Genomic DNA, 14,617 nt, shown 5'->3' with positions numbered 1-14,617 from the left:
TTTGGTGTTAGCCAGTAAAGGAAATGTTATGTCAGAATTGAAAAAATTATATCCGGCCTGTGAAGCTTACCGTTCTGGTTATTTGGACACCGGTGATGGTCATCAAATCTATTGGGAATTATGTGGTAATCCTAACGGTAAGCCTGCGGTATTTATTCATGGCGGACCGGGGGGGGGTATTGCCTGTTATCATCGTCGGCTATTTGACCTTAAAAAATATCATGTCATGTTATTTGATCAGCGTGGCTGTGGGCGTTCAAAACCTCATGCCAGCCTGGAAAATAATACTACCTGGCATTTAGTTGAAGATATTGAGTGTTTGCGTCAATTGATGGGGGTGGAAAAATGGCTGGTATTTGGGGGCTCATGGGGTTCTACCTTATCTTTAATTTATGCCCAGACTCACCCTCAGCGAGTTTCTGAATTAATTCTTCGGGGAATTTTCTTGCTAAGGCCGCAAGAGTTGCATTGGTATTATCAGGATGGCGCTTCTAATTTTTTCCCCGACAAATGGCAACGAACGATATCTATTTTGTCGGAGGAAGAGCGAAAAGATATTATCGGAGCATATAATAAGCGACTGACCAGTGATGATCGTCAAGTTCAATTAGAAGCAGCTCGTCTCTGGAGCTTGTGGGAGGGTGAGACGGTAACATTGCTTCCTCCAGATAGCGTGGAATCTTTCGCAGAAGATGAGTTTGCCTTGGCGTTTGCCCGAATTGAGAACCACTATTTTATCAATGAGGGTTTTATGAATGACGATCAGCAACTGCTGAATAACATTGATGTTATAAGGAATATTCCGGCAGTCATCATTCATGGCCGATATGATATGGCTTGCCGGGTGCAGAATGCTTGGGATCTGGCGCAAGCATGGCCGGAAGCAGAGTTACACATCATTGAAGGCGCAGGGCACTCATTTGATGAGCCGGGTATTTTACATCATCTGATTAGTGCAACGGATAAGTTTGCAGAGCAATAATTTGATATAACCACCGGTTATCCGGTGGTTATCAATTCCCAATAGATGATCAGCGGCCTTTGGGCTCGTAAGGTAAACGGGAAAATTGTTTGGATAACTGGCGATAATGCACCAAACGTTGTTGAAAATACTCCCTAAGATGCATGGGCTGTTCCTGTTCGACTGTGTCAGGAAGTACCGGCATATTGTAACGTTCTTTGAAAGCCACCCCCGATGCCGCCAAATCAACATTGACTTTATCCATACTCTCTGTAGAAAGCCCGGCCAGATTATGTCCCATAACTGTCTCGCTGAATTGAAACCCGAATTCACAAAGCGATAAAGTTAATCCAGACTCGCTTTTCTGGCAAGGGCTGAATTGATTATTTTATAAATATAAATAATATTCATTATCATTAAATATAAAAATTTCTTAGTCGATTTTATTTTGTAAATAACATTCATTTCCATTTAAATATATTAAATGAGATTTATTTCTATTTGTGTTTTTATAAAATGTATATTCATTTCAATATCATACGGGTGTTTAATTTATTTTTGCTTATTGGGTTATATTATTTTAATATAGTTGGAATAATACAGGTAAATTAATAACTGGAGTGCCTATTATGTTAAATCAAGAAATGGTTAATAAATTAAATGAGCAGATGAATCTGGAGTTCTATTCTGCGAATTTATATCTGCAAATGAGTGCATGGTGCAGTGATAAAGGGTTAGCAGGCGCTGCCGCGTTTTTTAAATCACACTCTCAGGAAGAAATGCAGCATATGCATCGCTTGTTTGATTATTTAAGCGATACTGGTGCGATGCCACGTTTGGGGCAGATTGATGCGCCTTCGGTTGATTATAAATCCATATCCCATGTACTTAAGAGAACTTATGAGCACGAGAAATTTATTACTGCTGAGATTAATAAACTTGCCCATTTGGCGATAACTGCGCAGGATTATTCTACTTTTAACTTCCTGCAATGGTATGTAGCAGAACAGCACGAAGAAGAGAAATTGTTCAAATCTATCCTTGATAAACTGGATATGGTTGGCGAGGATGGTAAGGCGCTCTTCTTCCTAGATAAGGATCTGAAAAGTTTGGCTGCTGCAAATCCTGTCTGACTAAATGGGATGAATTAACCGCAGTAGACGACAATAGCTTTAGATATTTAAGGCTAATACTGCGGTTTTCCTTTATTTTTGCGCGATAGTTCACAAGACGAAATTCTCATTGTAAGTTATCGCGGATAAAATAATCCTTTTGATATAAGATGATACCAATTTATAGAAATTCATCTGAAAATTAAGAGGTCATTTATGGCTATCAGCAAAATTCACTCTTTTTGCCGAAAGTTATCTGCTTTAGTGGTTCTTTTTGTCGGTATGTCTTGCCAACAAGCTTTGGCCCACGCGCATTTAACAGAACAAATTCCAGCAGAAGATACGACAGTAGAAAATACACCACAGATAATTACTTTGAGTTTTTCAGAAGGTATTGAGCTGAATTTCAGTAAAGTAAAAGTGACTGGCCCGGAAAATAAACCTATAAAGACGGGTAAATTGAAGCTTGATCCGGCAACCAATACAAAACTTATTCTTCCAGTCGAAGATAAGCTGATGGCGGGTAAATATGATGTTGACTGGAGCGTAGTTTCTGTTGATGGGCATAAGACTAAAGGCGTCTATAGCTTTACAGTTAAGTAATTATGTCTCTGGCCGCGCTGTATATCCTTTGTCGCTTCACTCATTTCGTGGCAGTCATGTTGATGTTTGGTCTCAGCATATTTACTGCCATGTTGGTTCCCGATCGTTTATCTGTTCTGATTGATGCCCGTCTCCGTTTGGGGGTAATTATCAGCACGATTGCGGCACTCACAACAGCAATTGGCTGGTTAGCGATGCAAGCGGGGATAATGGGGGATGGCTGGCAAGATACTTATAATTTGGAAATCTGGTTGGCAGTACTGGGAACAACTTTTGGCAGAGTTTGGCAATGGCAAATACTGGTTTCAATAGTTGCCACAGGGTTATTGTTTATCAATAACCAAAAAACCAGAAATGTTACGATGTTAATTATTTCTGCGATTTTACTGTCTTGTCATGCTCTTATCGGCCATTCGGTAATACATGATGGGATGACCGGTGTTTTTCATCAGATTAATCAGGCAATTCACTTATTGAGTGTTGGATATTGGTTTGGTGGATTATGGCCATTTTTGTTGTGCCTGCAATTTTGGCGTATACAAAATGAATTGGCTGTAGGGCTGGATAAACAGATCATGATTTCTATGATGCGTTTTTCTGCGTATGGGCATATTGCAGTAATTCTTATTATTGTTACAGGCGCCATAAGTAGCTTGATTTTACTCCCTGATTGGCCGGAATATAGCGGCAGTGAATATCAATCAATGCTATGGATAAAGATAGCGCTGGTGGCGGGTATGGTGGTACTTGCATTAATTAATCGCTATATTCTGGCGCCTAAATTGAGGCAACCCGGCCGCTATCAATTGTTAGTTATCAATAGTTGGGTTGAAATTATGCTTGGAGCGCTGGCTTTATTATGTGTTGCTGTTTTCGCGACTTACCAGCCGGTTTGATTTTCTTAATTTACCCCTGTTGCAGTAGGGGATATTGGTGCAGTCTGTTTCTGACAATAGAATATAGAGTGAATACGGACTGCGTGCAGAAATCGGAGTGTACAGGTAGTGCGTAAGAATGAATCTGTTTTTCTCGTTCTGATATCTACATTGGTAATTATTATGAAATGTTTATTTTTATTATTTCCCTTGTTTTCTCTCTCTTTTCAAAGTATTGCTGCTCCTATTGAAACGGTGAGTAAGCTACAGTTTGGTGATAAATGGGCATTTACACGGGAAGAAGTGATGTTGGATTGCAGAGCAAATCAGGCTCTGTTTGTGATTAATCCAAGTACGTTGGTGCAATACCCATTGAATGATATAGCCATAGAGATGATGAGGATAGGGAAAGTGAATGCGAAGTCTTTGGATATTATTCTATTGAATGATAGCAAAAATCCGGCTCAAAAAATGAGTATAGAGCCATTCCAGCAAGCAGCTTTAGCATTGTGTGATAAAAAATAATGCCATTGAGTTAAGCGGCAGCATGATGTTTGGCTATTTATTATCCAAAAAATTGGTAAAATGCCATATGTCAGCTACGCTTTAAACTGTAAGTTGTTTACGTCTCAATGACACTTTTAGCGCACGGCTCTTTAAGAGCCATTTTCCCTAGGCCGAGTAGAGGAGTCAACTCGGCCTTTTTTTGTTAAAAGTTTTTTGGACATCAGACCACCCTCATAACCCATGCATGCTTTTGTCTGTCATAATGTTTCCTATATAGCAGAATGTGCTTATCGTTTAGTAAGGCGGGAATACTGGTATGTTCATCCCATCCATCCAACTGCATACAAAGCTCTTGGTCAGAATTACAAGGGATGCTAATGGTCGTGTCGTCTTCTTCGGTAGGTGAAGACAGAATGGCATCATCGATTTCGTAGCTGGAAATTCTTAACTTTGTCTGATTCATGATGGCTCCTTAGCTTTTAGTTAACAGGTACGACCAGTAAGGCCATCATTTGAGAATAGAACAAATGACTGAGATTGCCAGTAATAATATTTTCCGTGCTGTATTATCGGTAGATGATATTGCTGTTATAATTATCTGTTCTAAAACTTACTCTCGTCATATTGCTTTTTTCATCTTTGCTATTCTTTGACCTTTTCTACATTTAGTAGGAAATATTTATTTGGTGTGGCCGTAGGTGCAGAAAGTGTTAACGATAAAGTGGTAGTGCAATAATTCTACGGATAAATTGTTTGGATGTTTTGTTTTCTACTTCATGAAGCGTCAACTCTAAAATGAAAGAAACTAATGATTGGTACGGTTATCAGATAATTGATCTTTATAATTGCGGAATAATTCAGTCTGATTTTTATTGCGTGAGGGCATTGAGGCGCTTACAGTGAATCATATTCATACCGGCTACGATTTTGATAATGTTTTGGTAAGCTGTGTGATATCTCACTAGCCTTTACCTATGTTCAATAAATATAATAAAGAATATCTTATTAAAGACAGTAAAAAATTTACGTCAGTGTGACAGGCTGTTAATCTTATTGTTATGGGCATTTGATATTTTTTTGATATAAAAAATAGAGATGCGTTTTGTAAATTTCATCGGATAGGTCAATATGAATAAAAATGAGTTCTATCGGGAGCTTGCAGCGGACTTAAAAGCACTGTTGTCTGGTGAGTTTGACTTAATAGCGACGTTCGCTAATGCCAGTGCATTGTTGTATGAACGCTTGCATGACGTTAACTGGGTCGGTTTTTACCTAATTGATGGTGATACGTTGGTTCTGGGACCATTTCAGGGAAAAGTCGCCTGTGTGAGAATACCTGTTGGCAAGGGGGTATGCGGAACTGCTGTATCAGAAAAGCGTATCCAGCGTGTTGATGATGTTCATGCATTCCCCGGTCATATTGCTTGTGATGCTGCTAGTAACGCTGAAATTGTGTTGCCATTAATCGTAAACGATAGAATCATTGGTGTATTGGATATTGATAGCACGCTTTTTAATAGATTCGACGAAAAAGACGAATTTGGCTTACAAGCCCTTATTGATGGGCTTTGTGCTCATTTAGAACAGTGCGTTGTGCCGAAGTATGTTGAATTGAATGTAACTTAACATATGGATAACGTGGCATTTATCAGCAACGCTATTATAATGACGCCAGTTCATGCCTATGCTGGTTGGCAAAACCGTTGTAATCAGGAAATTTCATGGAAAATCAACCTAAGTTGAATAGTAGTAAAGAAATTATTGCTTTTTTAGCTGAGCGTTTCCCGCTCTGTTTCGTAGCCGAAGGTGAAGCTCGTCCTTTAAAGATCGGTATTTTTCAGGATATCGTTGAACGTATCCGGGACGAAGAGTGTTTGAGTAAAACACAATTACGCTCTGCCTTGCGTCTGTATACATCAAGTTGGCGTTACCTGTATGGTGTTAAAGAGGGCGCGCAGCGTGTTGACCTTGATGGTAATTCATGCGGTGAACTGGAAGCGGAGCACATTGAACACGCTCTCCAGCAACTGACTGAAGCCAAAGCACGGGTTCAGGCACAGCGTGCAGAGCAAAGAGCTAAAAAACGTGAAGCTGAAAATACGGCTGTCGGTGAAACAAATGAACGGCCTGTAGCCAAAAAGCCAGCTCCTCGTCGTCGTGCCAATAATACTGAAGGGGAAAAACGGCAGTCACGCCAACAAAATCGCCCTCAGCAAGCACGTAAACCGGCGGCTAAACCTGCTCAACCTGTACCGACTCAAAGCGCCGATGTTTCATCGCTGAAAATTGGTCAGGAAATTAAAGTAAGAGTGGGTAAAAGCTCGATGGATGCTTCTGTGCTTGAAATCGCCAAAGATGGTGTACGGGTACAATTGTCTTCCGGTTTAGCGATGATTGTACGCGCAGAACATTTACAGTTCTGATACGGAGGCCAACCTGGGCATGAACACATTCGTCAGACTGGCTTTTGTCTTAGGCGTTTCAATTTTTGGTACTTGTTATGCAAATACAAACAGTCCAGCGGCTGTTCCTGTTCGTATTGAACAACTGCCTGTATTGAAGCAAGAGCCTCAGCACTCAACAGTGAGCGAGCGGGTAACATCCCGCTTCACTCGCTCTCATTATCGTCAATTTGATTTAAATGGTGATTTTTCGGCAAAAATATTTGACCGCTACCTTAATATACTGGATTACAGCCATAATATATTACTGGCGTCAGATGTAGCTCAGTATGCCGATAGGAAAAAGTCGTTAGGCAAGGAATTGGAGAGCGGGAATCTGGAAATCCCGTATGACCTGTTTAATTTGTTGCAAAAACGCCGCTTTGAGCGATATCAGTACGCTTTATCTCGTCTTGAGCAGCCAATGAATTTTGGTGGTAATGATACAATTGATGTTGATCGTTCCAAAGCCCCTTGGCCGCAGAATATCGAGGAGTTAAATAAACTCTGGGATGCTAAAGTTAAATATGATTGGCTCAATCTCAAACTCACTGGCAAAAACGATAAAGAAATTAAACAAGTGCTGACCAAGCGCTATCAGTCTGCGTTAAAACGCCTGACGCAAAGTCAGAGTGAAGATGTTTTCCAATTGATTATGACAGCGTTTGCCCGTGAAATCGATCCTCATACCAATTATCTTTCACCACGCAATACTGAACAGTTTAACTCAGAGATGAGTCTTTCCCTGGAAGGAATTGGTGCTGTTTTACAGATAGATGATGATTATACCGTCATAAATTCTATGGTTGCCGGTGGACCTGCCGCCAAAAGTAAAGCGTTAAAAGTAGGTGATAAGATTATCGGTGTCGCTCAGTCAGGGAAGTCCATGGTAGATATTATTGGCTGGCGTTTGGATGATGTGGTTGCTCTGATTAAAGGCCCTAAAGGTAGTAAAGTACGGCTTGAGGTTATTTCTGATGCCAAAGGGGCAAAACCACGTACTATCACTTTGACTCGTGAACAGATCCGTCTGGAAGATCGGGCAGTGAAGATGTCAGTCAAGACAATTGGTAAGGAAAAAGTGGGCGTTCTTGATGTTCCAGGTTTTTATGTTGGCTTGACTGATAATGTTAAAACTCAATTACAAAAATTGACTAAACAGCATGTCAGTGCCATTGTTATTGATCTGCGTAGTAATGGGGGTGGTGCATTGACAGAAGCAGTTTCTTTGTCTGGACTGTTTCTCCCAAGTGGCCCGGTTGTGCAAGTCAGGGATAATAATGGGAAAATCCGCCAGGATTCCGATACTGATGAAATGGTGTACTATAAAGGGCCTTTGGTTGTCCTGGTAGACCGGTTTAGTGCTTCCGCTTCTGAGATTTTTGCCGCGGCAATGCAGGATTATGGGCGGGCGCTGATTGTTGGTGAGCCAACGTTTGGTAAAGGTACGGTTCAGCAATATCGTTCTTTGAGTCGTATTTACGATCAAATGATGCGTCCTGATTGGCCGTCACTGGGTTCTGTTCAATATACAATTCAGAAATTCTATCGTGTGAATGGCGGTAGTACCCAGCGTAAAGGTGTTACACCTGATATTGTGATGCCAACGGGGATTGATCCGGCAGAAACAGGGGAAAGCTTTGAAGATAATGCTTTGCCTTGGGATAGCGTTCCTTCTGCCCGTTATACGGGATCTAAAGTTATTGCAGGGTTAATTCCGCAGTTGAATATGGCTCATACTACCCGCATCGCGGATGATCCAGAGTTTAAATATATCAATGAGGACATTGCGCACTATAAGGCAATGAAAGAGCATAAGAACATTGTTTCTCTTAACTATGCACAAAGAGAGAAAGAGAACAAAGAAGATGATGCTTTAAAACTGAACCGGATTAATGATCGCTTTAAGCGCGAGGGTAAAAAACTGTTAACATCACTGGATGATTTACCTAAAGATTATCAGGGTCCGGATCCCTATCTTGATGAATCAGTGAAAATTGCACTTGATTTGGCGCACCAACCTGCTGAGAAAATATTAGCTAAATCTAAGTAGAATCATTTTTAAATAGCCTGTTAACGATGTCTAATACCCGTTCACTTGAGATGTTTTGAGTGAACGGTGTATTGGGCTTTTAGTCTCCATATAAACAGCGCTTTTTGAAGTGTTCTCCTTTTTTTCAGGAAGGATGAACTGTTTCACATTTTTTCTGTGTTACCGGGTATCGGAGTATTTTGCTTAACCAATTGGTGTTAGGCTGATACCGGTTTTTTATAATTTTGTAAAGTTGTGTTGATTTTATCGCTTGAAGAGTTTAAAGCCTTGAATATAGCAAGAACGGCCTTATTTATAGATTAACTCTGAGAGTGCATTGATTATTAATAAAGGAAGCCGGTTTTTATGATGCGAATTGCTTTGTTCCTCCTCACTAACCTTGCTGTTATGTTGGTGTTCGGGATAATACTTTCTCTGACAGGAATTCAGGGAAGTAGCGTACAAGGTTTAATGATTATGGCTGGTCTGTTTGGTTTCGGTGGGTCGTTTATTTCCCTGCTAATGTCCAAATGGATGGCCTTGCGTTCTGTTGGTGGTCAGGTTATTGAACAGCCAGCAAATGAAGTTGAACATTGGTTAGTTGAAACTGTTCGCCGCCAGGCGGAACAGGTCAATATTACGATGCCGCAGGTTGCGATTTATGCTGCGCCTGACATTAATGCCTTTGCTACCGGCGCTCGTCGTAATGCTTCTCTAGTCGCTGTTAGTACTGGACTGTTGGATAATATGAGCAGGGCAGAAGCGGAAGCCGTTATTGCCCATGAGATTAGCCATATCGCTAACGGTGATATGGTGACGATGACTTTGCTGCAAGGGATAGTCAATACCTTCGTTATCTTCATTTCCCGTCTGCTGGCTCAGGTTGTATCCGGTTTTCTGTCTGGCAACAATAATGAAGAAGAGGGTAACTCTTCTGGTAACCCGATCGTTTACATGGTTGTTTCAATGGTGCTGGAAATCGTATTCGGTATTCTGGCAAGTATTATCACCATGTGGTTCTCTCGTTACCGCGAATTCCATGCAGATGCGGGATCCGCTAAGTTGGTAGGCCGTGAGAAGATGATTGCTGCTTTACAGCGTCTGAAAACCAGTTATGAGCCGCAGGAAGAGGGTAGTATGATGGCATTCTGTATTAATGGTAAATCCAAGACGTTCAGTGAGCTGTTTCTGTCTCATCCACCATTAGATAAACGTATTGAAGCTCTGCGCAGTGGGCAGTACTTGAATAAATAACATTGCGAATAAAATAAAAAAGCCGAAGAATGATGTATTCCTCGGCTTTTTTTATGATTTTTGAAATTCAAATCATAGCTGATTTAACTCAACTTCTTCTTCCTGATTGAAGGTAGTTTTATCAGTTTGTCCCATTAACTGGCTGGTAATTGTACCGGCGGTCATTGAACCACTCACATTCAGCGCGGTACGGCCCATATCAATAAGAGGCTCAACAGAAATCAACAGTGCAATTAGCGTTACAGGTAATCCCATTGCGGGTAAGACGATCAGTGCGGCAAATGTGGCGCCGCCGCCCACACCAGCAACGCCCGCGGAGCTGATAGTCACAATACCAACCAGTGTTGCAATCCATACAGGATCAAATGGGTTTATGCCTACTGTCGGCGCAACCATGACTGCCAGCATGGCAGGATAAATCCCGGCGCAACCATTCTGACCAATTGTTGAGCCGAAAGATGCTGAGAAACTGGCGATAGATTCCGGTACACCGATACGGCGTGTCTGGGTTTCAACATTCAGTGGGATACTGGCTGCACTTGAACGGCTAGTGAATGCAAAGGTCAATACCGGCCAGATTTTTTTGAAAAATTTAAGTGGATTGATACCGGTGAGAGAGAGCAGAAACCCGTGAGCAACAAACACTAGCGTCAGTGCAATATAGGATGCGATAACAAAGCTGCCTAGTTTCGCAATTTCGTGGATATTGGAGTTGGCGACAACTTTGGTCATCAGAGCCATAACACCGTATGGCGTCAGGCACATAACCAGGCGAACCAGTTTCATTGCCCATGCTTGCATAATATCGATAGCGGCTAATACACGTTCACCACGTTCGCGGTCATCTTTCAGCATTTGCAGTGCAGCAATCCCCAGGAAGGTCGCAAAAATAACAACACTGATAACAGACGTTGGATTGGCGCCAGCTAAATCGGCAAATGGGTTTTTAGGAATAAAAGATAAAATTAACTGTGGTACAGACAAATCAGAGATTTTGCCTATGTAGTTGTTTTCGATAGCCGACAGGCGTGCTGTTTCTTGCGTTCCTTGCACCAGACCTTCAGCAGTCAGGCCGAATAGATTAGTAATAATGATACCGATCAGCGCTGCGATCATCGTAGTGAACAGCAGGCTGCCGATGGTCAGAAAACTGATTTTTCCTAGAGAAGATGCTTTATGCAATCTGGCAACAGCGCTTAGAATAGAGGCAAATACCAGCGGCATAATCACCATTTGCAGAAGTTGTACATAGCCGTTGCCTACAATATTGAACCATGAAATTGATTCTTTCAGTGTGGCATTATCAGCTCCATAAGTCAGTTGTAGCGCCAGACCAAAAATAACGCCAATGGCGAGGCCGAAAAGAACCTTTTTTGACAGACTCCATTGGTGTGAGCTGGCTTTTGACAATAGCAAAAGCAGTGCTGCGAAAACGAGCACATTCAGAATTAATGGTAAGTTCATCCACAAACTCCAGATTTTAATTATTGAGGGAGTTAAGCTGTATTAATAGAGTTAAGTTATAAACTTATACCCTACAGCAAGTAATTGAGAATATGGTACCAGCTAAGGTTATCGGCTCTTATAATTAAATCGAATTTGATATAATAATCATGGCAATTAAGATTGATTTTTATGCGATTATAACATTAAAAATATTTTCAAAGGTTATTAAAAACACAGTTTTTTGATGTAATCTATATAAATAAGTATAGGGTAATCAATATGTTCTGGCAGAAAAACGGCAATGACAATTAGTAAGGCAGAAATAAATCTTTCTGCTTTCTTATTTCCTTGTTTGCCAAGTACAGGCAGGCAGAAACGTATTTTTATTGGCCATAACAGTGGTACGCCAGCGGGAGTCAGCATATCTGCTACCAAATGACTTAGATAGCCAACAATCATGGCATGGAAAAAATCGGTTGGTACAGGCCACTCTTCTGGTATTTTGAGCCAAAGTAAAGCGATACCTAATGCAAGAGCAAGTAAACTGTGAGTAAACCCTCTATGACCACATAGTTTGGCAATTGGAATGGAGATAAATCTGAATAATCTCCCTAGGGTTGAATTTGGGTGATCTATATCTGGCAACAATGCAGTAAGCAGCACGCCTGGTAGCATATGCAACCAGTCACCATTGGCTATTTCTGGTGTTATTTCAAGCTTGTGCGCCATAATAATACTGGCAACTGAAAATAAAAGATGCCCTTCCGCGGTCATAAATTCCTCTGACTGATAACTGTCTATCCATACAGTTGGTGAAGTATAGTGGGTTTTATGCGGGTAAGATAGGGGGTGAAAAGCAAAAATATCTTATTTATTAATATATAAAGTTAATATTTTATCAGATTTCCATTTGACAGAATAAGGAATAAACGCTACGGCGACTATGTGAGCAATTAGAAACTGCCATTTAAACAGATAATGGCAGCTAAAGTTATAGTCAGATGATATCTGCTACACTTAATTGTTCAAGTGAGCGTAGTTTAATATCTGCTAATGTCCAACGTAGATCATCAAAATGATGGGCTGTTGGAACAACGATTGAACGCATTCTTGCTGCTTTTGTCGCTATCATTCCATAAAATGAATCTTCCAGGGTCACACAACTTATGGGGGAAACACTCAGTTGTTCAGCAGCGAGCAAATAAACTTCGGGATGGGGCTTACTGTTGGGTAATTTGGCAGCAGAAACAACAGTATCAAAATAATGACTCAAGTTGAACATCTCAAGTACTTGTTCCAACATATATTGTGGAGAGGCTGATGCCAGCCCGATTTTCAACCCTTGCTTACGGCAAAGGTTTAAAGCATATTCCGCACCTGGGAGCAGGGGGCGGTTTTCTTTTACCTGTCTGATAACATGATCAATAATCTGTTGTTCCACTTCTGATTTTGATGCGCCTTGCCACGGAGAAGCTTGGTACCAGAGTTCCACAACATGGTCAATACGCAACCCAAGAGTATCTGGTAGTGTCTTTGCCAAAGATAAATCCAGACCTAATTCACTGAATACTTCTTTTTCTCCTTGGGTCCAATATGGTTCAGAGTCAATCAGTAAACCGTCCATATCAAAAATGACTGCTTTTATTGGTAAATGAAAAGACATGAGTATCTCCCATAGGTCAGACAATTAGAGAGAGCTGATTGTAGCAATCTCGGCGGATGAAATCTTTTTTTTGTGGGGAAGAGGGTAAGAAATGCTTAGTTAATTAAATATAAAGTTAAATTTAATCATTGATGGGCTATGATTAGCCAAAAATAAAATCTATTTACTGCTATGAGAGGTATCATGACTTACCAAAAAGCCGGATACATTGCTATTATTAAGCGAATTTTAGGTTGGATGATTTTTATTCCGGCACTCTTATCGACCATTGTTTCTGTGATCAATCTTGCCTGGTTGCATGGTATTAAAGGTAGTGGCATTAATGCTGTTTTGGATGATTTTCTGAAAATGATGGCCGAAATGGTGCGCTTTAATACGTCATTTTTGGATTTTTTCTGGAAAAATTCGCCAACTCCTGTTCGTTTGGCTGGTTTCACTGGGGAGAATATGAGCTTTCTGATTATATATTTTCTTATTTTTGTCGGCCTTGCTATGAATGCATCAGGCCAGCGTATGTATAGACAAGTAAAATTTGTACGTGAAAATATTGAAGATCAGTTGATTATTGAAAAGGCCAAAGATAATGGTGGACTGACACGAGAACAGATTGAATCAAGAATCAAACTTCCGCACCATACATTGTTTAGTCAGATTTATATTTTATATGTTTCACCGGTAATTATCGGTGCAATTTTTTATTTTCTACTGGGAATTTTAGGCTGGTAAATCTTCTGGTGGTGATGGCTGCGGAATGAAGTGTTTCCGCAGCCGGTTGTTTCTTCATTGCATAATGTCATTAATAATGTCTTGCGCTGCAATAAAATTATCACCACCAAACAGATTACAACGATTAAGCAAATAATAGAGCTGATATACTGGTTGTCGATCAATAAAATTGACAGGTAGTGGCCACACACTCTGATAACCATCAAAAATTTGCATTGGTAGATCAGGGTACAACGGTAGCATAGCAAAATCACACTCACGATCTCCCCAATAACAAGCAGGATCGAAAGCAACGGCATGATCATCCAGAGAAGCGCAATTAGCAGGCCAAAGATCGCCATGTAAGAGAGAGGGCTGTGGTTGGTGATGTTGAAGTTTGTTACTTATGACCCGAACAATATTATCAATATCACCAAATATTATGCCTTTTTCTGCTGCAATCTGTAATTGCCAACCAATTCGTTTCTCTGCATAAAACTGATGCCAACGTCGTTGCCAACCATTTGGTTGTGGTGTTGTTGCCAGCATATTGTCAAAATCAAAGCCGAATTGGGGTTGCTCACTCCATTGATGAAGTTTTGCCAGTTGTTGACCGAAACAATAAGCATTATGTGGGTTAAAAGATTTTAAAGGCAGAAATTCAAGTAACAGAAAACTGTAGTCTCGATCACAGCCAACACCGTAAACCGCTGGGACACGAATAGTTTGACTGCGTGCCAGTAGTTCAAGTTGTTCCAATTCTGCTTTGAAGACAGGGAGCATTTCCTTCAGATTTGATTTGACAAAAACTTGCCGTTCGCCATGAATGACTTGCCAAGCTTGATGAATATCGTCTCCGGTTAACGCAGTTTTATCGTGAATATCGGCAGCACCGAAATATTCATTTAGCAAACGGTTTACTGTCTGCCACATGGTTCACCTCTCTAAGTCGTCAATCACTTTTATGAACAATTATAGTCAGAGAAAATATATGAGTCGGTAAAAAAGATGATTAGCG

The 14,617-nt window shown here is 40.7% G+C and carries 16 protein-coding genes; 10 read left to right on the top strand and 6 right to left on the bottom strand.

Features of this window, described 5'->3' with window-relative positions:
* Positions 1 to 28: 28 nt before the first annotated feature.
* Positions 29 to 982: a prolyl aminopeptidase gene (gene pip, locus ABR397_RS08210; RefSeq protein ID WP_350305301.1), complete on the top strand. Its 954-nt coding sequence runs from the start codon at positions 29 to 31 to the stop codon at positions 980 to 982.
* Between the two features lie 49 nt (positions 983 to 1,031).
* Here the strand turns inward: pip and ABR397_RS08205 are convergent, their stop codons facing one another.
* A complete protein-coding gene (locus ABR397_RS08205; protein ID WP_350305300.1) occupies positions 1,032 to 1,262 on the bottom strand; it encodes a DNA polymerase III subunit theta in 231 nt (76 codons plus the stop codon).
* A 328-nt stretch (positions 1,263 to 1,590) separates the two neighbouring features.
* Between ABR397_RS08205 and ftnA the strand changes: the two genes are divergently transcribed.
* From ftnA to ABR397_RS08185, 4 genes are all read left to right on the top strand, one after another.
* Entirely contained in the window at positions 1,591 to 2,094 is a 504-nt protein-coding gene (gene ftnA / locus ABR397_RS08200) for a non-heme ferritin (protein ID WP_350305299.1), read from the top strand.
* Positions 2,095 to 2,289: 195 nt separating this feature from the next.
* Positions 2,290 to 2,676: a CopC domain-containing protein YobA gene (gene yobA / locus ABR397_RS08195; protein ID WP_350305298.1), complete on the top strand. Its 387-nt coding sequence runs from the start codon at positions 2,290 to 2,292 to the stop codon at positions 2,674 to 2,676.
* 2 nt (positions 2,677 to 2,678) lie between these two features.
* Positions 2,679 to 3,572 carry a copper homeostasis membrane protein CopD gene (gene copD / locus ABR397_RS08190; protein ID WP_350305297.1) on the top strand — a complete coding sequence of 298 codons (894 nt, stop codon included), beginning with the start codon at positions 2,679 to 2,681 and terminating at the stop codon, positions 3,570 to 3,572.
* Between the two features lie 162 nt (positions 3,573 to 3,734).
* The gene (locus ABR397_RS08185) at positions 3,735 to 4,076 is read left to right on the top strand and encodes a YebY family protein (protein ID WP_350305348.1); all 342 of its coding nucleotides are present in this window, start codon (positions 3,735 to 3,737) and stop codon (positions 4,074 to 4,076) included.
* A gap of 202 nt (positions 4,077 to 4,278) precedes the next feature.
* On the opposite strand, the gene ABR397_RS08180 is transcribed toward ABR397_RS08185, so the two are convergent.
* Positions 4,279 to 4,521 (bottom strand): DUF1480 family protein, encoded by a 243-nt coding sequence (locus tag ABR397_RS08180; RefSeq protein ID WP_350305296.1) that lies wholly within the window; start codon positions 4,519 to 4,521, stop codon positions 4,279 to 4,281.
* A gap of 665 nt (positions 4,522 to 5,186) precedes the next feature.
* On the opposite strand from ABR397_RS08180, the gene ABR397_RS08175 reads away from it, so the two are divergent.
* The 4 genes from ABR397_RS08175 to htpX all read left to right on the top strand — a co-directional run bounded on the left by ABR397_RS08175 (position 5,187) and on the right by htpX (position 9,785).
* On the top strand, positions 5,187 to 5,684 hold the full coding sequence (locus ABR397_RS08175) for a GAF domain-containing protein (RefSeq protein ID WP_350305295.1): 498 nt from the start codon (positions 5,187 to 5,189) through the stop codon (positions 5,682 to 5,684).
* Positions 5,685 to 5,779: 95 nt separating this feature from the next.
* Positions 5,780 to 6,481 (top strand): RNA chaperone ProQ, encoded by a 702-nt coding sequence (gene proQ, locus ABR397_RS08170; protein WP_350305294.1) that lies wholly within the window; start codon positions 5,780 to 5,782, stop codon positions 6,479 to 6,481.
* A gap of 19 nt (positions 6,482 to 6,500) precedes the next feature.
* Complete coding sequence (gene prc, locus ABR397_RS08165; protein ID WP_350305293.1) at positions 6,501 to 8,552, top strand: carboxy terminal-processing peptidase; 2,052 nt, start codon at positions 6,501 to 6,503, stop codon at positions 8,550 to 8,552.
* 345 nt (positions 8,553 to 8,897) lie between these two features.
* A complete protein-coding gene (gene htpX / locus ABR397_RS08160; RefSeq protein WP_046975986.1) occupies positions 8,898 to 9,785 on the top strand; it encodes a protease HtpX in 888 nt (295 codons plus the stop codon).
* 72 nt (positions 9,786 to 9,857) lie between these two features.
* Here the strand turns inward: htpX and ABR397_RS08155 are convergent, their stop codons facing one another.
* The 3 genes from ABR397_RS08155 to hxpB all read right to left on the bottom strand — a co-directional run bounded on the left by ABR397_RS08155 (position 9,858) and on the right by hxpB (position 12,894).
* Complete coding sequence (locus ABR397_RS08155) at positions 9,858 to 11,249, bottom strand: L-cystine transporter (protein WP_350305292.1); 1,392 nt, start codon at positions 11,247 to 11,249, stop codon at positions 9,858 to 9,860.
* A gap of 207 nt (positions 11,250 to 11,456) precedes the next feature.
* Positions 11,457 to 12,005, bottom strand: a complete 549-nt coding sequence (locus ABR397_RS08150) for a metal-dependent hydrolase (protein WP_350305291.1) — start codon at positions 12,003 to 12,005, stop codon at positions 11,457 to 11,459.
* A gap of 223 nt (positions 12,006 to 12,228) precedes the next feature.
* Positions 12,229 to 12,894: a hexitol phosphatase HxpB gene (gene hxpB / locus ABR397_RS08145; protein ID WP_350305290.1), complete on the bottom strand. Its 666-nt coding sequence runs from the start codon at positions 12,892 to 12,894 to the stop codon at positions 12,229 to 12,231.
* Between the two features lie 183 nt (positions 12,895 to 13,077).
* Here hxpB and ABR397_RS08140 point away from each other — a divergent pair, with 183 nt between their 5' ends.
* Positions 13,078 to 13,620, top strand: coding sequence for a YniB family protein (locus ABR397_RS08140; protein ID WP_350305289.1), 543 nt, complete (start codon positions 13,078 to 13,080; stop codon positions 13,618 to 13,620).
* Positions 13,621 to 13,674: 54 nt separating this feature from the next.
* Here ABR397_RS08140 and ABR397_RS08135 read toward each other — a convergent pair whose 3' ends face one another.
* Complete coding sequence (locus ABR397_RS08135) at positions 13,675 to 14,532, bottom strand: fructosamine kinase family protein (protein WP_350305288.1); 858 nt, start codon at positions 14,530 to 14,532, stop codon at positions 13,675 to 13,677.
* Positions 14,533 to 14,617: the final 85 nt, after the last annotated feature.

Source organism: Photorhabdus viridis (assembly GCF_040256935.1).
Lineage (GTDB): Bacteria > Pseudomonadota > Gammaproteobacteria > Enterobacterales > Enterobacteriaceae > Photorhabdus > Photorhabdus viridis.
This window is presented reverse-complemented; position numbering and strand designations above follow the sequence as displayed.